This is a genomic window from Sphingomonas sp. (assembly GCF_013812825.1).
GTDB lineage: Bacteria > Pseudomonadota > Alphaproteobacteria > Sphingomonadales > Sphingomonadaceae > Sphingomicrobium.
Genome location: NZ_JACCSU010000079.1, coordinates 1 through 17,418, shown reverse-complemented (window position 1 = coordinate 17,418; position 17,418 = coordinate 1). Strand labels below are relative to the sequence as shown.

Below are 17,418 nucleotides of genomic sequence, written 5' to 3'. Positions count from 1 at the left end.
GATCAGCGCCAGCTGCTCGCGTGGGCTCAACTGCGCGGCATCGCTCTTCTCGAGCGTTCCGGTGGCGACGGCCTTTTCGACCAGCTTGGCACCATCGATGCCGCGGCCGTCGTCCTGGATGTCGATCAAAATCTGGTTGCCCGACTGCCGCGCCGAGACGGACAGGATGCCGATCTCGCGCTTGCCGGCCTTGAGCCGCTCGGCGGGCAATTCGATGCCGTGGTCGACGGCGTTGCGGATGATGTGGGTCAACGGATCGCGGATCATCTCGATCATCTCGCGATCGAGCTCGACGTCGCCGCCGTCGATGTCGACCAGCACCTGCTTGCCGAGCTCGGCCGACAGGTCTCGCACCATGCGCGGCAGGGCGACGAACAAATTCTCGATGCGCTGCATGCGAGTCCGGGTGATCGCGTCGCGCATCTCGGCGATGATCGACGACAATCGCTCGAACGCGCCGTCGATCGGCACGTCGGTCGGGGATTCGCGCAACCGGCGGGCAAGCTCGTTGCGAGCCAGCACCATGTCGGAAACGCCGCTCATCACCCGGTCGAGCAGCTCGACCGACAGCCGGATGGTGCGCGGCGCGGCGATCTTGCCCTGGGCCTCGGCAACGGTCGCCGCGACGGGGCCGGCGGCGGCGTCGGTGCCGGGCTCAAGAGCCGTAATCAGAGCGCTGTCGTCTCCGACCGGGAGGTCCTTGCCGGCTTCGATCGCGGCGATCATCTCGCCGATCCGGTCGATGATCGCGAGCACCGCGCTGACCAGCGCCCCGTCGGCATGGCGGCGGCCGGCACGAACGTCGGCGAGCACATCCTCGGCCGCGTGGCTCAACGCCTCGAGCCGCGGGAAATCGAAAAAACCGCAATTGCCTTTGACGGTGTGGACGAAGCGGAAGATGGAATCGAGGCGCGCGCGGTCGTCGGGCGCGGCTTCCCAGGCGACGATCTCGCCCCCCAGCGCCTCCAGCATCTCCCGGCATTCCGCTGTGAAATCGGCAATCAGATCGTCCATTGACGCCTAGGGCCCCCAACCGCTGTCCGGGGACGCTTATGCCGGTCAGGAGTTAACGCTGCGTTATCCCTGTCCCGAGCGCCGTCGAGGGGCCTGTCCCGAGCGCCGTCGAAGGGCCTGTCCCGAGCGCCGTCGAGGGGTCTGTCCCGAGCGCCGTCGAGGGGCCTGCCGGTCAGCGATTATCGCCGAGGAAGGGTCACCCCCATCATCAGCACCGCTTCGGCTGGGTCGGACAGCCGGATCGAGCCTCCAGCCTCGGCGGCGAGGCTGTGAGCCAGCCAGGCTCCGGCGGCGCGCGGCTCGACGGTGCCATCGGCCTTGCCACCGAGCAGTGTCTGCCGGAGGGTCGGGTCGAGCAGGATGCGCGGCCCTTCGGCCCGGATCACCAGCTCGAGCATTTCGTCGGAAGATTCGGCGCCGACGTCCAGCCGCCCGCCGCGGACCAATGCGTCGCCGGCGAGCATAGCCAGGTTCAGAAGCAGCTTGACGGCGCCCTTGGGCAGATGGTCCCCCGGCACCATCCAGCCAAGCTCGATGCGCCGTTCGGGCCCGAACACGCCCTCGAGCGCGGCCTGCGCCTCGTGGGTGTCAATGCTGTCGCCAAAGCCGCCCGCCGCGCCGAAGGCCAAGCGGAAGAATTTCAGCTTGTTGGCCGATGCCCTGGCGCTTTCCGAGAGCAGTTCGAGGCACTTTTCGCGCATTTCGGGATCGGTCTCGTCGGCCATCAGCTCGATGCCGTTGTTGAGCGCTCCAACCGGCGACATCAGGTCGTGGCACAGGCGCGAGCAGAGCAGGCTGGCGAGGTCGACGGCGTTCATCGCGGCCGCGTTGATGCGGCAACCGCCGCTGCAGCGCAAGCGACGCTGGCTTGAACGGCCGTCAGGCGGGCCCATATGCGTGCGACAATGGCCGGGGGGCAGCAGATCATCGACGTGCGGCTGGGGCCGGACCATGCTGGATGGCGGCTCGACCGGGCGCTTGCGCATGCCATCCCGACACTGTCGCGCGAGCGGCTGAAGGCGCTGATCCGCAGCGGCGCCCTGACTCCGCCGCTTCGCGATCCCGCCGCCAGGGTCAAGGGCGATGAAGCCTTCCGGCTGGCCGTTCCCGCCCCCGAGCCGGCGCATAACGAACCGCAGGACATCCCGCTCCGGATCGTCTTCGAGGACGAGCATTTGCTGGTGATCGACAAGCCGGCGGGGCTGGTCGTCCACCCCGCCGCCGGCAACCGCGACCGGACTCTGGTCAACGCGCTGCTCCACCATTGCGGCGCCAGCCTGTCGGGCATCGGTGGAGTCGCCCGGCCCGGGATCGTCCACCGCATCGACAAGGACACGTCGGGGCTGCTGGTGGCTGCCAAGACCGACGTCGCCCACGAAGGCTTGGCCAGGCAGTTCGCCAGGCACAGCATCGATCGGCGCTATCTGGCGATCGTCTCGGGCGTCCCGCGGGCCGGCGGCGGGACGGTCGACGCGCCGCTCGCCCGCTCGTCGGCCAACCGTAAGAAGATCGCGGTGGTCAAGGCTAAAGACGATGGCGGCAGAGGCAAGCGGGCAGTCACACACTGGAAACGGCTTGCGGTGCTGCGCGACGCCGCGCTCGTCGAGTGCCGGCTCGAGACGGGACGGACCCACCAGGTGCGCGTGCACATGGCGTCGATCGGCCACCCTTTGGTCGGCGATTCAACTTACGGCGGATCGGGCAAGACGCACCGCAAACTGTTGAACGAATTAAGCTTTCACCGGCAGGCCCTGCATGCGGCGGGACTTGGATTCATCCATCCGGTCGGCAAGCACCGACTGTCGTTCGAGAGCGGCATGCCACCGGACATGCAGGAACTGTTCACGGCTCTTGGTGTATAGGAAACGAAGCGCTAGGGCGCCTTAGTAAGGGCTCGGCCCAGGGAGAAGACGAGGCATGGCACAGCAGAAGGGCATCGTCTCGATCCCCGCGTCCGGCGGGGAGGCCGGACTCAACCGCTATCTGAGCGAAATCAAGAAATTCCCGATCCTCGCCCCCGAGGAGGAATATATGCTCGCCAAGCGCTGGCGCGAGCATGGCGACACCGAGGCCGTGGCCAAGCTGGTCAATTCGCACCTGCGGCTCGTCGCCAAGATCGCCATGGGCTACCGCGGCTACGGCCTTCCGGTCAGCGAGCTGATTTCGGAGGGCAACATCGGCCTGATGCAGGGCGTCAAGAAGTTCGAGCCCGACCGCGGGTTCCGGCTCGCGACCTACGCGATGTGGTGGATCCGAGCCTCGATCCAGGAATTCATCCTGCGCTCGTGGAGCCTGGTGAAAATGGGCACCACCGCCGCCCAGAAGAAATTGTTCTTCAACCTGCGGCGGATGAAGAACCAGATCGACGCGTTCGAGGAGGGCGACCTCAAGCCCGCCGACGTGACCAAGATCGCGACCGACCTCGGAGTGACCGAGGACGAGGTCGTGTCGATGAACCGCCGCATGGCGATGGGCGGCGACACCTCGCTCAACGCCCCTCTGAAGGGCGACGAGGGTGGCGAGAACCAGTGGCAGGATTTCCTCGTCGACACCGGCCCGCTGCAGGACGAGCGGATCGCCGAGGCCGAAGAGAGCCGGGTCCGCCACGATCTGCTGATGGACGCTCTTGAATCGCTGAACGACCGCGAGAAGCACATCCTGATGGAGCGGCGCCTGACCGACGAGCCCAAGACTCTCGAGGAACTGAGCCAGGTCTACGACGTCAGCCGCGAGCGCATCCGCCAGATCGAAGTGCGCGCGTTCGAGAAGCTGCAGGGTGCGCTGCTTCGGCTGGCGGGAGAGAAGCGGCTGCTGCCGGCGGCCTAGTGACGCGAGCGGCTCGCCGCGTTTATTCTCGCGGTCGGATGAAAATCTGACACGAGCTGTGATCATGAGCAGACTGTTGGCCGCGCTTGCGGCTTTGGCACTGGCGGGCTGCGTCGCCTCGCCACTACCGGCGAGCGGCCGTATCGTGCCGCTCAACCACCTGCCGGCACTGGCTGGCGACTATTTCCCGCTGCACTCGCGTTCGAACGGGCACCTTTACCATATCTACGTGCGCTTGCCGGAAGGCTACGCCGCGGAGCCATCGCGGCGGTACCCGATCGTCTATCTGCTCGACGGCGATTCGCTGTTCCCGGTCGTCGGAGCCAATCACATCTTCCTGACCATCGACGACAAGATCCCCGAGGCAATCGTCGTCGGCATCGCCTATGGCTCGTTCGCCAAACCGATCAATCGACGGCACATCGACTTCATGCCGCCTGGCCCTGAGGAAAGCGGGACAGCCGCTTTCCACCGGTTCCTCGAAGCGGAGCTGCTGCCGGCCGTCGAGGGCCGATATCGCGCCGACCCGACGAAAAGGATCCTTTTCGGCCAGTCGCGTGCCGGAGCGATGATCCTCTATTCGGCTTTTACCCGGCCGGATCTCTTCTGGGCTCGAATCGCGAGCAATCCTTCGTGGGTTCCGGGCCGTGAAATCTTCTATGGGGCACCGGCGCCTGCGTCGCGAAAGGACCTTCAGCTGTTCGTCGCTCTCGGCACGCAGGAATATCCAGACAGGCGCGTGGCCGCTGCCGAGTGGTTCCGCTACTGGCGCGCGCGGAACCCGCCCTGGAAGTTGACTCGCATCGACATCGAGGGTGGCACGCACTCAGCCGATGCCGCCAACGCCTATCGCGCCGCATTGCGTCGTCTGTTCGGTTTCTCGACGACCAAGTAACGGCATCCGGCAGAGAGAAATCGCCCCTCGCCGGCGGCCTAGTCGCAGCGCGAGGGGTCGGGCTCGTCGGTCGGCACAGGCGGGCCCGCATCGCCGATGCTCGGAGCTTCCTTGTTCGCCTGCTTCACCTGTTCTTCGGCACCAACGTCATTGGCGACATTGTCCGCGGCCCAGGCGCCGCGTTGGCCCATCGGCTCCGGCTCGCCCGTAGTGCTGTCCTTCGCCGTCTGGTGCTCGATCTCGCTGTTTAGCTCGGCGCCGATAACGAAGACATAGGCCGACAGATACATCCAGGTCAGCAGTGCGATGATGGCGCCGAGCGAGCCGTAGGTCGCATTATAGTCGGTGATGCTGGTCACGTAGAAGCCGAACGCCAGGGTCAGCAGCAGCCAGGTGACGGCGGTGAACATGGAGCCCGGGGTGATCCACTCCCAGCGAGCATTCTCCCGCGACGGAGCGAAACGGTAGAGCGTCGCCGCGACTGCCGCCGCGACCAACAGCAGCCCCACGTAGGCAGCCACCTTGCCGGCCGCGAGTGCGAAGCCCGACGCATTCGGCGCCAGCTCATCGAGATAGGCGATGACGGCGGTTGCGGCGAGCGCCGACAAGGCGAACAGCACGGCGGCCAATGTCATTGCCAGGGCGATCAGATAGAAACGCAGCAGGCTGCGCTTTTCCTTCTCCTGGTAGGCAATGTTCAGCGCGGTAATGACTGCTCCGGCTCCGTTGCTGCCGCCGTAGAAGGCAACGGCCAGAGCGACGGCGATGCCCAGCCCCTTGGTGCTTTGCGCCGTCTGCACGGCCGCGATCATCTGTTCGCCGATGAACCCGGCGACGTTGGCGGGAAGAATATCGGTCAGCGCCCGCATATTGCTGACGACGGTCGCCGGCTCGGCGATGGTCCCGTAGACCAGCACGATCAGCCCCAGCAGCGGGACGAGCGCGAGAAAGCCGTAAAACGCGACTCCAGCGGCGACCAGGCCGACATTGTCGATCCACGTCTGCCGCCACGTCCGCCCCGCGATCTCCTTCCAGCCCGAGAGCGGGATCTGCCACGGAGACAGAGCGTAGTGACCGCGCTCGCCCGGGCTCTGCCTTCCGGTTCTGGTTGCAGCCAATGAGTCTTCCTCCAGCCGGTGAAAGGGTCCGGCTTTGCGATATTGAACAAGCGATCCGCGAATGCCGTTCCAACGCCCTGCCGCTGCGGCCCGCGCGCCGGTAGGAGCCCCGCACTCGACGGGGCCCCTTGCCAATCGTCGAAATCCGTCCGACGGTGATCGTTTCGAAGAGCGCGCAAGGTGCGCCTTCAGGCGACTCGCGCGCCCGACAAACGGGACGAGAGGAGAGTCGCATGGCCGCAGCAACCCAGGCTGGAGAAAATAAGGGCACTCGAGTGATCGCGCTGGTCGGACCGGCCGGCGCGGGAAAGACCAGCCTTGCCGAAGCGATGCTGTTTGCAGCCGGTGCGAGCGACCGCCTGGGGTCGACCGCCAACGGCTCCAGCATCGGCGACAGCAGCCCGGAAGCGCGCGCCCGCGGCGGCTCGACCGAGCTCAACCTCTATCATTTCGATTATCTCGGCGATCCGTTCGCCTTGATCGATTGCCCCGGCTCGGTCGGCTTCGCCGCCGACGGATCGCGCGCGCTGCCGCTTGCCGACATGGCGATCCTGGTCGTCGACCCGGACCCGGCGCGGGCGCCGCTCGCCGCACCGGCGCTTCGGGCTCTCGACGAGCTCGGCATTCCCCACCTGATCTTCGTCAACCGAATCGACCAGGCGCACGGCCGGATCCGCGACCTCCTGTCGGCGCTTCAGCCGATGAGCGTGTCGCCGCTGATCGGCCGCCAGATCCCGATCCGCGAGGGCGACAAGGTGACCGGATTCGTCGACCTCGCCCTGGAGCGGGCGTTCCACTACCGCCCCGGCAAGGATTCCGAGCAGATCGAGATGCCGGCCGACATCCAGCAGCGCGAGGCCGAGGCCCGCAGCCACATGCTCGAGCAGCTGGCCGACCATGACGATGAATTGCTCGAGCAATTGCTCATGGACGAGACTCCGAGCCGGGACCGGATCCTTCAGGACCTGGCGCGCGAGACCGGCGAAAGCCTCGGAGTGCCGGTGCTGTTCGGCTCGGCCATCAGCGCCTGGGGCGTCGGCCGGCTGCTAAAGGCGCTGCGCCACGAGGCGCCGGGGCCGCAATCGACCGCCCGGCGGCTGTCGGTGGACGCGCCTGCCCTTGATGTGTTCAAGATCCATCATGGCGGCTCGGTCGGCCGGCTGGCTCTCGCGAGGGTGCTGGGCGGCGCGATCGATGAAGGGTCGGACCTCAAGACGGCCGGCGGCGCGTTTGCCAGGCTCGGCGCCTTGTTCCGGATGCAGGGCGACAAGACGCAGAAGGTCGCCCAAGCCCGCGACGGCGATGTCGTCGCAGTCGCCAAGATCGACAACGTCAAGGCCGGCGAGTGGCTCGGCGCGGGCAAGCTGCCGCCGCCGATCGAGAGCGAGTTCCCGTCCCGCAATTATGCGCTGGCGATCGAGCCCGCCGACCGCAAGGACGACGTCCGGCTGTCGGGCGCTCTGCAGCGGCTGCTCGAGGAGGACAGCGCCTTGGTCCTCGAGCAGGACGAGGCCAGCCACGAGATGCGCCTCAAGGGCATCAACGACGAACATCTCAACACCGTGCTGGCGCGATTGAAGCGGCGCTACGGGGTCGAGGTGAACTCGCACCAACCGACGATCGGCTATCGCGAGTCGATCCGTCGCTCGGTTACCCAGAAGGGCCGCCACAAGAAACAGTCGGGCGGCCACGGCCAGTTCGGCGACGTGATCATCGAGGTCAAGCCGCTGCCGCGCGGCGAAGGCTTCCGTTTCGAGGACAAGATCACCGGCGGAGCGATCCCGCGGCAGTGGATCCCCGCGGTCGAGGCGGGCGTCAAGGAAGCGATGCAGAAAGGCCCGCTTGGCTTCCCGGTGGTCGACGTCGCGGTGACCCTGGTCGACGGCAGCTATCACAGCGTCGACAGCTCCGAGCTCGCGTTCCGGATGGCGGGGCGGATCGCGATGAACGAGGCGCTCGCCGCCGCCAGTCCGCATCTGCTTGAGCCGGTGCAGCGGCTGACCGTGGTCTGCCCGTCGAGCGCCACCAGCCGGATCACCTCGGCGGTCGCCAGCCGCCGCGGCCAGATGCTCGGCATGGCGCCGCGCGATGGCTGGACCGGATGGGATCGAATCGACGCGCTCATCCCCGAGTCCGAGCTCGGCGGCCTGGAGGCCGAGCTCCGCTCGCAAAGCCAGGGGCTTGCAACCTATGAGGCGGAGTTCGACCATCTCGCCGAACTGAACGGGACCCTGGCGGACCGGATCGTCCAGCAGCGGATGCCCGAGCCGGCCTAGCGGGGTCGACGCGCCGGGAGGGCCCGCGGGGGCGACAGGCCGGGCTCTTTCGCCTAGATGCGGCGCGCACCCGGGGAGGAAGCGGCGCGCTCGATGAGGCACTGGTTCAAGGATCGGCACTTCAAGTCGCTGCTGAAGAACAGCGGCTATCTTGCTGTTTCGAAAGCGGTTGCCGCAGTCGCGGGTCTGGCGACCCTGGCTTTTGCCGGGCGCTCGCTCGGGGTGCTGATGTTCGGCATGCTGATCCTCATCACCAGCTATGCCAAGGCGGCGAGCGGGATCAGCAAGTTCCAGTCCTGGCAGCTGATCGTCCGCTATGGCGGCCAGGCGCTGGAGGCCGGCGAGACGACCGAGTTCAAGGCGTCGACCGGCTTTGGACTGGCGCTCGACGTGGTCAGCGGCTTTGGCGGCATGATCCTCGCCATCCTGCTGCTGCCGCTGATCGGCGGCTGGTTCGGGATCGAGGACCAATATCTCGTCGTCGCGATGCTCTACTGCACTTTGCTGCCGACGATGAGCGCCGCGGTGCCGGTCGGAGTGCTTCGGTCGCTCGACCGCTTCGACCTCCTGAGCTGGCAAGGCACGGCGACGCCCATCGCGCGGGCGATCCTCGCCGGAATCGCCTGGTGGGTGGACGCTCCGTTCGAGGCCTTCGTCGCCATCTGGTACGTGACCGAGCTCGGCGGCGACATTTACCTGTGGTTCCTCGGCTGGCGCGAGCTCAAGCGGCGCGACCTGATCAAGGGCATCCGCCCGACGCTCAAACCGCGGCGCCTGCCCGGAGCGTGGCGGTTCGCGATCCACGTCAATCTGACTTCCAGCATGACCGCGGCCTGGGGCCCGATCGCGCGGCTGATCATCGGCGGCCTGGTCGGCCCGGCCGGAGCGGCGATCTACCGTGTCGCCGCGAGCCTTGCCGACAGCGCGCAGAAGCCCGCCGACCTGCTCGGCAAGGTCTATTACCCGGAGGTGGTGCGGATGGACCTCGCCACCAAGAAGCCGTGGAAGCTGATGTGGCGCGGCACCGTGCTCGCGACCACGCTCGGGGTGCTCACCGGACTGGTGCTGCTGGTCGCCGGCCGGTGGGTGGTCGATACCATTTTCGGAGCCGAGTTCCTGCCCGCCTACCCCGTGCTTCTGGTGCTGATCATCGCCCCGTTCCTGGCCATGATCAGCTTCCCGCTGGTGCCGATGCTCTACGCGCTCGACCGCCCCGACGCCCCGCTCAAGGCGCGGCTGATCGGGACGATCCTTTATTTCGCGGTCGTCGCTCCACTGGCGTGGCGGTTCGGGGTGATCGGGGCGGCGATCGCCTTCGTCATCGGAGTCGCGGCCATGGTCGCGATCCAGGCCGTGCAGCTGGTCGGGGAATATCGGCGGGTCCGCGCGCGGTGAGCGAACCGCCCGATCGTCATCGCCCGCGCATCTGGGTGCTGCTCGGCTCGCGGGTCGGCGACAACAACCAGTTGCTTGCGCTCGCCGAAGCGCTCGGGCTGCCGTTCGAAACGCGCACGATGAGCTACCGGCGGCGCTGGATCCGCTGGCTGCGGCTGTTCCCCAAGCACCCGTTCCTGCTCGATCGCCGAAGCCGCCGAACGCTCGGCCCGCCATGGCCCGACCTGGTGATCGGCATCGGCCGGCGCAGCGTCGCCGTCGCGCGCTGGATCCGCCGCAGGAATCACGGGAAGACGAAACTGGTGCGCCTCGGCAACCCGCGCGCCGATCCAAAGCTGTTCGACCTAGTCCTGACGACGCCGCAATATCCGGTGCCGGAAGGCGAGAACGTCATCACCCTGCCGCTTTCGATGGGTCGCCACCGTTCCATCGACGCTTCGCCGGACGAAGCCCAATGGCTCGCGCCCCTGCCCCGCCCGCACCTGCTGCTGTCGCTCGGCGGAGTGACTCGGTTCTGGGCGCTGGCGAACGATACGGTCGCCGACTGCGGGATCCGGCTGGCGAAACGCGCAGCCGACGCCGGAGGGACCCTGATCGTCGTCGGCAGCCCGCGAACCGCACCGGCGACCGTTGCCGAGGTCAAATCGGCGCTGGCTGGCCAGCCGAATGTCGCGCTCGACCCGCCCGTGCGCTTCCCTGTGCTGCTCGCGGATGCCGACGAGCATTTCGTCACCGCCGACAGCGTGTCGATGATCTCGGAGGCGGTGATGACCGGCAAGCCCGTCGGACTCGTTCCGGTCGAGCTCGACGAGGAAGGCCGGCAGGAGCTCGGCCGCGAGCAGGGCTTTTCGTCGGACTTCCGCGACCTGCGTCGCTTCTGGGCGGCGCTCGAGCAGCGCGGGCTTGCGGGAACGGTCGGTGAGCCGCGCGCCGGCGCGGTCGAGGATCCGGTGGAGATCGCCGCCGCTGCCGTGAAGCGGCTGTCAGGCGACTGCGTCGAGTAACCGCCAGCCGCGATAGCGGTCGATCAGCTCGGGCGAATCGTGGCGGATGTGGTTGGCAGCCATTTCCTCGGCCAGCTCCTGTCTGGTGATCTCGCCGGTATCGAGCATGTCGGCGAGCAGCGAATAGACCAGGGCTTCCTGGCGCCGATCGGGGTGTTGCTCGTAGCGGCGGCGGCGCAGGCGGCGCACCGAGTCGAACCAGCCACTCTCGCGCAACGTGTAATCGACCGGCAGCCCCGTCTTCCATGGCTGGGTGCGCCGCTTGGTCGTGTGCAGCAGCTTGGTTTGCGGGCTCAGCCGGTCGAAATCGTTCCACTCGGGCTCGAGCAGGCCGATGGTCGCGGGGTCCTCGCGCTTGAGCTCGATCCAGTCGATGTAGTCGAAGCGGTGCGCGAACAGGTCGTCGAGCTCCTTGTCGAACTGCCAGTGCTTGAGCTTGGCACAGTCGAGCAGCATCACCGACGTCGCGATATAATCGTCGCGCTGGTTGTGGTCGGGCCTCGGCACCGCCCAGATCGCCTTGCCGGCAAGGTCGCGCTCGAACAGCTCGCCGACATCGCCGACCCCGAAGATGTCGGGATCGGTGACCACGGCGAGGCCTTCGAAGCCCATCGCCTGCGGCGGGTAGAAGCGCAGCGGAGTGAAGCTCTGGAGATCGTCCGGCTCCCATTCGCGAATATGACCGTCGCGCAGCACCGTTTGCCCGCGCTGCAGCAGCCGCGGATGCTCTCGGATGTCGATGATCTGGACGTCGAAGGCGCCGGGATCGCGGGCGTTGCGCCGATAGCTGTGGGCCGAGATGCGGGCGCCGAGCATCTGCCGGTCGTTGGCCTGGATGAAGACGGTCGGCTTCACCGCCCTTTGCTCCGTCACAGGGACATCTCCTCGAACCCCGCCTCCTTGACCGTCCGATCGAGGTCGACGAGCGTCGTCAGCAGCCGTTCCATGCGGTCGAGCGGCCACGCGTTCGGCCCGTCCGACTTGGCGTTGACCGGGTCGGGGTGGGTCTCCATGAACAGGCCGGCGACCCCCGCCGCGACCGCGGACCGTGCCAGCACCGGCACATGCTCGCGCTGACCGCCCGAGCTGGTCCCCTGCCCGCCCGGAAGTTGGACCGAATGGGTCGCGTCGAACACGACCGGGCAGCCGGTGTCGCGCATGATCGCCAGGCTGCGCATGTCGGACACCAGATTGTTGTAGCCGAACGAGGCGCCGCGCTCGCAGACCATGACATTATCGCCATCGCCGCCCGCGGCCCTGGCGGCGGTGCGGGCCTTGTCGACGACGTTCTTCATGTCCGCGGGCGCCATGAACTGCGCCTTCTTGATGTTGACCGGCCGGCCGGCGCTGGCGACAGCGGTGATGAAATCGGTCTGGCGGGCGAGGAACGCCGGAGTCTGGAGCACGTCGACCACCTCGGCGACGGGCTCGATCTGCGGGATGTCGTGGACGTCGGTCAGCACCGGCACCCCAAGCTCATCCCGCACCTTGGCGAGGATCCGCAGCCCCTCGTCCATGCCGGGGCCGCGATAGCTCGCGCCCGACGAGCGGTTGGCCTTGTCGAAGCTCGACTTGAAGATGAACAGGATGCCGAGCTTGTCGGTGATCCCCTTGAGCGCTTCGGCGGTGCGCAGCTGCAGTTCCTCGCTTTCGACCACGCACGGGCCGGCGATCAGGAACAGCGGCTGGTCGAGCCCGACCTTGCGTCCAAGCAATTGCATGCGCGTGCCTTAGCCGAGCGAGTCGACGACCGCCACGGGTTGCCAGTCCTTGAGGCCGTTTTGCCGGCCGAAATCGGGCGGAAACGGCTCGCCGGCGTGAATTCCGCCGGTCACGAACACGCAGTCGAAACCCATCCGAGCGGCGCCGAGCACGTCGGTATGGAGCCCGTCGCCGATCGCCAGCACCGCCGCGGGAGCGGGATCGCCGGCCAGGTGCAGCGCATGCTCGTAGATGGCCTTGTGCGGCTTGCCATACCAGGCGACCCGGCCGCCGAGCGCTTCGTAGACGTCGGCGATCGCTCCGGCGCACGCTTCGGGCACTCCCCCGCGAATCACCAGCCGGTCGGGATTGAGGCAGTGCATGAGCACTCCGCGAGCCCCCCAATCGGCGAGTTGCTGCGCGTACTGGTCGGCGTTGGGCCGCTGCTCTTCAAGGCCGGTGCAGGCGAGATCGGTGAAGTCCTCCGCCTCGGTAATTTCGACCTGCCTGGCCTCGAGGATGGTGCGGTCGGCGGCCGTGCCGAGGAAGCCGACCGGCTTGCCGAGTTCCTTGAGCGCCGAGATCCCAGCTTCGCCGCTGGTGGCGATCCCGTCCCATGCGTCGCGTGGAAGCCCCATCCGGCCGAGCTGCTGCTCGACCGCTTCGGCGGTCCGCGGCGCGTTGGTGATCAGAACGACCGTCCGTCCTTCACCGCGCCACTGCTGGAGGCGTTCGGCGGCGCCGGGATAGAGATGGACGCCATCATGCACGCAGCCCCAGATGTCGCACAGGATCAGCCGGTAGCGCTCGTCGAGCGAGTCGAGGAAGTTCACTCGAGGCCCGCCGCGGCGAGCGCCGCTTCGATCGGCTCGACATCCTCGGGATTGTTGAGCTCGCGAAGCGCGAACGGCGGCGTTTCGACCTCGACGACGGAGATCGGAATCCCGGCGACCAGGAAACGCAATTGCTCGAGGCCTTCGAGCATCTCGAGCTCGCTGACCGGAGTCGCGGCGTAGGCCGCCAGCGCCTCGGCCCGGTACGCGTACACTCCGACGTGCAGCCGCACCGGCGACATCTCGCCGTCGAGCGCCCCATCAGGAAGATGCGGAATCAAGCGCTTTGAAAAATAGAGCGCCCGGCCGTCGTCGCCGGCGACGACCGTGGTGCCCCCCACCCGACCGGCCGCTTCCTCGGCCTGAAGCGCTCGAACCTCGCCGCTGCGTAGCCGCATCGCCGGCGTCGCCACCGGCGCCTGCGGGTCACCGCGCATATGCTCGACCAGCGCCTCGACGAACCCCGGCGGCGTCAGCAGCGCGTCGCCCTGCAGATTCACGACGACGTCGGGCGCATCGAGCTGCTGCAGCGCCTCGGCGCAACGCTCGGTGCCGTTGCGGCACTCGGGCGACGTCATGATGACGCTGGCGCCAAATGACGCGGCCTGGCCGGCGATTCGGGGATCGTCGGTGACGACATGAACGCAAGCCGCGCCGCCAACCCGCAGCGCGGCTTCGTGGCTTCGCTGGATCAGCGGCTTGGCGATTCCGGTTGCACCGCGCAGCGCGACCAGCGGCTTGCCCGGATACCTCGACGAATGGAACCGCGCCGGGATCAAAATGACCAGCTTCACCGCGCGGCCGGGCAGTCGTGGATGTGCAGCACGCCCAAGGGGCGGTTGCCGCTTTCCTCGCTCTCGACGACGAACAAGACCGTGATCCGGTGCTCCTCGAACAGGGTCAGGGCTTCGTCGATCAGCGCATCGGGGCCCACTGTTTTCGGGTTGGCGGTCATATATTCCGAAGCCGGCAGGTCGAGCCCGCGCTCGATGTTGCGACGCAAATCACCGTCGGTGATGATCCCGACCAGATGGCCCTGATCGTTCGTGACTCCGACCACTCCAAGGCGCTTCTTCGTCATTTCGACCACCACCTTGTGCATCGAAATGTCGCAATGGGTGAGCGGCATCGCCTCGCCGCCGTGCATCACGCGCCGGACCGGCTTCAGGCGCGCGCCGAGCGAGCCCCCCGGATGGAGTCGCCCGAAGTCGGTGCGGGTAAAACCCTTTTGGCGCATCACCGTCATCGCCAAGGCATCGCCGAGAGCCAGGGTCATGGTCGTCGAGGTGGTCGGAGCGACGGCTTCGGGCCCGACCTCCGGCCAGTGCGGCAACGCGAGCACCGCCGCGGACGCCTCGGCGAGCATCGAGCGCGGATTGCCGGTGATCGCGATGATCGGAATGCCGACCGCGGAAAAATGGTCGATCACCGCCTCGAGTTCGGCGGTCGTGCCGCTTTGCGAGACGAGCAGCGCGACGTCGCCCTTGGCGGCGATGCCCATGTCGCCGTGGATCGCCTCGGCGAGATGGAGGAAGGTGGCGGTGGTCCCGGTCGAAGCGAAAGTCGCGGCGATCTTGCGGCCGATGTGACCGGACTTGCCAAGGCCGCTGACGATCAGCTTGCCCGACATGTCGAGGACCATCGCGATCGCGCGCTCGAAATCCTCGCCCAGGCTGTCGGCGAGCGCGTCGAGCGCTCGAGCTTCGTCGTGGAGGATGTCGCGCCCAAACTGGAGCACGCCGGGCTCGGTCGCCGGAGCGTCCATCAGACTGGTTGCGGCGGCGCTGTCGGCACCGAGTCGACCGGTTCGCCCTCATGCGGCTCGCCCGCCGAAATCACCTGTGCGGCGACCAGGTCGCCGATCACGTTCAACGTCGTCCGGCACATGTCGAGGAAGCGGTCGACTCCCAACACCAAGGCGATCGCTTCCGGGCGAATGCCGACCATCGCCAGGATCAGCGCGACCACCGGCAGCGAACCCGCCGGGACTCCGGCGGTGCCGATGCCGCCCAGGATGCAGACCAGCATCACCATCACCTGCTGCCAAATCGTCAGCTCGATGCCGAAGAACTGGGCGAGGAAAATCACCGTCACGCCTTCGAACATCGCCGTGCCGTTCTGGTTGGCGGTGGCGCCGATGGTGAGGACGAAGCGCGCGACCCGGCGCGGCAGGCCGAGCTTCTCGTCGGCGACTCGAAGCGCCGTCGGCAGGGTCGCGTTGGACGAGGCGGTCGAGAAGGCCATCAGGCTCGCCTCCTGAGTCTCGCGGAAAAAGGCGATCGGGTTCTTCTTGCCGAGCGTCGCCAGCAGGGTTGGGAAGACGATGAACATCTGGATGGCGAGCGCCAGCAGGACCACTCCGACATAGGCCGAAAGTCGGATCAGCAGGTCCCAGCCGAACAGCGCGGCGAGGTTGAACATGAAGCAGGCGACGGCGATCGGGGCCAGCCGGATGACGATCATGATCAGCCGCATCGTGACGTCGAACAGCCCCTCGAAACCGCGCTTGAGGGCGCGCGAGCTGGGGGTGTCGGTGAGCAGCAGGCCGATGCCGAAGAACAGGGCGAAGAACATCACCGAGAGGATCGAGCTGTTGCTGCCCATTACCTCGACGAGGTTGTTGGGAATGATGGTGACGAAGGCGTCGATCCCGGTCGCCTGCTCGCGGCCGGTCTGGACGATCTCCCCTGCCCTGCCCTCCTGCGCGGCGAGCATCGCGGCGGCGACGTCCCGGTCGACGCCGGCCCCCGGCTGCAGCAAATTGACGACGACGAGGCTGATGACCACCGCGATCGACGAGACGATCACTGTATAGCCGAGCGTTCGAAGCCCGACGCGCTTCAGCGCCCGCACCTCGCCCATTTCCGAGATGCCGACGATCAGCGCCGAGAATAGCAGCGGGATCACCAGCATGAACAACAGGCGCAGGAAGATCTGGCCGATCGGCTGGGTGACATAAGTGGTGACCGCCTCGACCCACGGAGCGTCGGGCTGGGTTGTGTAGACGATCAGGCCGGCAACCAGGCCGACGAGGAAGCCGATCAGCATCTGCCACTGCAGGTCGATGCTGCGCTTTTGCGGCTCCGTCGGCTTCGGCGTCTTTGGCGCCACCGTCGGCTTCCGCGGCTTTGGCTTCCTGGCCATGTCCTGTCCCCTATTCTGCCGCACCGGATTCGCGGTGGGAAAGCGAAACGTCAAGCAGTTCGCCCGAATGGATCGTCAATCGAGGGCGGCGGGAGGGAGAAATACTTCGGACCGGCGGCCGTCATGTAGAAGCAGTCCTCGAGCCGGATTCCGAACTTGCCGGGCAAATAGATGCCGGGTTCGTTCGAAAAGCACATGCCGGGCGCCAGCCGAGTCGTCTCGCCGTGGACCAGGTTGATCGGCTCGTGTCCCTCCATGCCGATGCCGTGACCGGTGCGGTGCGACAGGCCCGGCAGCTTGTACCCGGGGCCATAGCCCCAGCTTTCGTAAGCGCGGCGAACCGCATCGTCGACGCTTCCCGCCGGCGCGCCGACCCTGGCGGCGGCAAAGGCGATATCCTGGCCGCGCCGCATTTGCGTCCAGACCTTGCGCTGCTCAAGCGTCGGCCGGGCGCCGAACACGAAGGTGCGCGAGATGTCCGACTGGTAGCCACGCACCTCGCAGCCGCAGTCGAGCAGCACCACCTCGCCGCGGCGAACGTGCTGCGGCTTGCCCGAGCCGTGCGGGTAGGCGCTCGACTCGCCAAGCAGGATCAGTCCCCATGGCTTGGCTCCGCCCAGCGCAGTCACCGCGGCGGCGAACAATTTCTCGATATCGCCCGGGGTCATGCCTTCGCGGATCGCCGGATAGACCCGGTCGTAAGCGGCGATGGTCACGTCGGCGGCCGCCTGCATCAAGGCGAGCTCGGCCGGCGACTTGATCATGCGCAGCGCGCGAACGACGGGGTTTGCGCTGACCACCTTCACGGCGGGCAGCTGGTCGTTCAATCGATCGAGGATGAAGAAGCGGTTGGTTTCCTCGAAGCCGACCGGGTAGCCGTCGGCGCCGCGCTCGCGCAGGAAATCGGCGACCAGCTTCAGCGGCTCCTCATGCTCCTGCCACACCCGGACCTCGGCCGGGATCCCGAGGCTTTCCTCGATCGATGGTTTTTCGAAGAAGGGCGTGACGATGACCGGCTCGCCCTCGGCCGGGATGACGGCGGCGGTCAGCCGTTCCGAGCGCCGCCACTGGACTCCGGTGAAATAGTCGAGGCTGGCGCCCGGCTCGATGAGGATCGCGCCGATGCCGTTGCGCTTCATCAGCTCGCGCGCCCTGGCCAGCCGCGCGAGCCGCTCCGCGCGGCCGATCGGCGGCGGCAGCGCGGTCGGCGCC

General features: G+C 67.3%; 16 protein-coding genes. 6 read left to right on the top strand and 10 right to left on the bottom strand.

Going from position 1 to position 17,418, the window contains the following annotated elements; all coding sequences use genetic code 11:
* Both H0T81_RS10880 and H0T81_RS10875 read right to left on the bottom strand, forming a co-directional pair.
* A partial coding sequence (locus H0T81_RS10880; protein WP_294012960.1) for an Hpt domain-containing protein occupies positions 1-1,014 on the bottom strand: 1,014 nt, incomplete at its 3' end.
* A 179-nt stretch (positions 1,015-1,193) separates the two neighbouring features.
* A complete protein-coding gene (locus H0T81_RS10875) occupies positions 1,194-1,832 on the bottom strand; it encodes a histidine phosphotransferase family protein (RefSeq protein WP_294012958.1) in 639 nt (212 codons plus the stop codon).
* An 87-nt stretch (positions 1,833-1,919) separates the two neighbouring features.
* Here H0T81_RS10875 and H0T81_RS10870 point away from each other — a divergent pair, with 87 nt between their 5' ends.
* The 3 genes from H0T81_RS10870 (at position 1,920) to H0T81_RS10860 (ending at position 4,735) form a co-directional block, all read left to right on the top strand.
* The gene (locus H0T81_RS10870; protein WP_294012955.1) at positions 1,920-2,876 is read left to right on the top strand and encodes an RluA family pseudouridine synthase; all 957 of its coding nucleotides are present in this window, start codon (positions 1,920-1,922) and stop codon (positions 2,874-2,876) included.
* Positions 2,877-2,931: 55 nt separating this feature from the next.
* Positions 2,932-3,840 (top strand): RNA polymerase sigma factor RpoH, encoded by a 909-nt coding sequence (rpoH, locus tag H0T81_RS10865; RefSeq protein ID WP_294012953.1) that lies wholly within the window; start codon positions 2,932-2,934, stop codon positions 3,838-3,840.
* Positions 3,841-3,904: 64 nt separating this feature from the next.
* Positions 3,905-4,735, top strand: a complete 831-nt coding sequence (locus H0T81_RS10860; protein WP_294012951.1) for an alpha/beta hydrolase-fold protein — start codon at positions 3,905-3,907, stop codon at positions 4,733-4,735.
* Positions 4,736-4,773: 38 nt separating this feature from the next.
* On the opposite strand, the gene H0T81_RS10855 is transcribed toward H0T81_RS10860, so the two are convergent.
* On the bottom strand, positions 4,774-5,853 hold the full coding sequence (locus H0T81_RS10855; RefSeq protein ID WP_294012949.1) for a YihY/virulence factor BrkB family protein: 1,080 nt from the start codon (positions 5,851-5,853) through the stop codon (positions 4,774-4,776).
* Between the two features lie 233 nt (positions 5,854-6,086).
* Here H0T81_RS10855 and H0T81_RS10850 point away from each other — a divergent pair, with 233 nt between their 5' ends.
* From H0T81_RS10850 to H0T81_RS10840, 3 genes are read left to right on the top strand one after another with little or no spacing between them, the layout of a single operon-like run.
* A complete protein-coding gene (locus tag H0T81_RS10850; protein ID WP_294012947.1) occupies positions 6,087-8,129 on the top strand; it encodes an elongation factor G in 2,043 nt (680 codons plus the stop codon).
* A gap of 57 nt (positions 8,130-8,186) precedes the next feature.
* On the top strand, positions 8,187-9,524 hold the full coding sequence (locus H0T81_RS10845) for a lipopolysaccharide biosynthesis protein (protein WP_294012944.1): 1,338 nt from the start codon (positions 8,187-8,189) through the stop codon (positions 9,522-9,524).
* Positions 9,521-10,528, top strand: coding sequence for an ELM1/GtrOC1 family putative glycosyltransferase (locus tag H0T81_RS10840; RefSeq protein ID WP_294012942.1), 1,008 nt, complete (start codon positions 9,521-9,523; stop codon positions 10,526-10,528). Before H0T81_RS10845 ends, H0T81_RS10840 begins: the two co-directional genes overlap by 4 nt.
* Here the strand turns inward: H0T81_RS10840 and H0T81_RS10835 are convergent.
* The 7 genes from H0T81_RS10835 to H0T81_RS10805 form a co-directional block, all read right to left on the bottom strand.
* The gene (locus H0T81_RS10835) at positions 10,508-11,383 is read right to left on the bottom strand and encodes a hypothetical protein (RefSeq protein WP_294012940.1); all 876 of its coding nucleotides are present in this window, start codon (positions 11,381-11,383) and stop codon (positions 10,508-10,510) included. The genes H0T81_RS10840 and H0T81_RS10835 overlap by 21 nt on opposite strands.
* A 14-nt stretch (positions 11,384-11,397) precedes the next feature.
* Positions 11,398-12,249 (bottom strand): 3-deoxy-8-phosphooctulonate synthase, encoded by an 852-nt coding sequence (kdsA, locus tag H0T81_RS10830; protein WP_294012938.1) that lies wholly within the window; start codon positions 12,247-12,249, stop codon positions 11,398-11,400.
* Between the two features lie 9 nt (positions 12,250-12,258).
* Positions 12,259-13,062: a TIGR01459 family HAD-type hydrolase gene (locus H0T81_RS10825; protein WP_294012936.1), complete on the bottom strand. Its 804-nt coding sequence runs from the start codon at positions 13,060-13,062 to the stop codon at positions 12,259-12,261.
* Positions 13,059-13,856, bottom strand: a complete 798-nt coding sequence (gene kdsB, locus H0T81_RS10820; protein ID WP_294012932.1) for a 3-deoxy-manno-octulosonate cytidylyltransferase — start codon at positions 13,854-13,856, stop codon at positions 13,059-13,061. The genes H0T81_RS10825 and kdsB overlap by 4 nt, the downstream gene beginning before the upstream one ends.
* Entirely contained in the window at positions 13,853-14,827 is a 975-nt protein-coding gene (locus tag H0T81_RS10815) for a KpsF/GutQ family sugar-phosphate isomerase (protein ID WP_294012929.1), read from the bottom strand. Before H0T81_RS10815 ends, kdsB begins: the two co-directional genes overlap by 4 nt.
* On the bottom strand, positions 14,827-16,110 hold the full coding sequence (locus H0T81_RS10810) for a dicarboxylate/amino acid:cation symporter (protein WP_294012961.1): 1,284 nt from the start codon (positions 16,108-16,110) through the stop codon (positions 14,827-14,829). The genes H0T81_RS10815 and H0T81_RS10810 overlap by 1 nt, the downstream gene beginning before the upstream one ends.
* A gap of 146 nt (positions 16,111-16,256) precedes the next feature.
* On the bottom strand, positions 16,257-17,418 hold a 1,162-nt coding region (locus tag H0T81_RS10805), incomplete at its 5' end, for a Xaa-Pro peptidase family protein (protein ID WP_294012927.1).

What these genes read in the sequence shown, in the direction of transcription:
- H0T81_RS10875 (WP_294012958.1), bottom strand. Translation starts at nt 1,832, where the DNA reads ATGAACGCCGTCGACCTCGCCAGCCTGCTCTGCTCGCGCCTGTGCCAC.
- H0T81_RS10870 (WP_294012955.1), top strand. Translation starts at nt 1,920, where the DNA reads ATGGCCGGGGGGCAGCAGATCATCGACGTGCGGCTGGGGCCGGACCAT.
- rpoH (WP_294012953.1), top strand. Translation starts at nt 2,932, where the DNA reads ATGGCACAGCAGAAGGGCATCGTCTCGATCCCCGCGTCCGGCGGGGAG.
- H0T81_RS10860 (WP_294012951.1), top strand. Translation starts at nt 3,905, where the DNA reads ATGAGCAGACTGTTGGCCGCGCTTGCGGCTTTGGCACTGGCGGGCTGC.
- H0T81_RS10850 (WP_294012947.1), top strand. Translation starts at nt 6,087, where the DNA reads ATGGCCGCAGCAACCCAGGCTGGAGAAAATAAGGGCACTCGAGTGATC.
- H0T81_RS10845 (WP_294012944.1), top strand. Translation starts at nt 8,187, where the DNA reads ATGCGGCGCGCACCCGGGGAGGAAGCGGCGCGCTCGATGAGGCACTGG.
- kdsA (WP_294012938.1), bottom strand. Translation starts at nt 12,249, where the DNA reads ATGCAATTGCTTGGACGCAAGGTCGGGCTCGACCAGCCGCTGTTCCTG.
- H0T81_RS10815 (WP_294012929.1), bottom strand. Translation starts at nt 14,827, where the DNA reads ATGGACGCTCCGGCGACCGAGCCCGGCGTGCTCCAGTTTGGGCGCGAC.
- H0T81_RS10810 (WP_294012961.1), bottom strand. Translation starts at nt 16,110, where the DNA reads ATGCTGATCGGCTTCCTCGTCGGCCTGGTTGCCGGCCTGATCGTCTAC.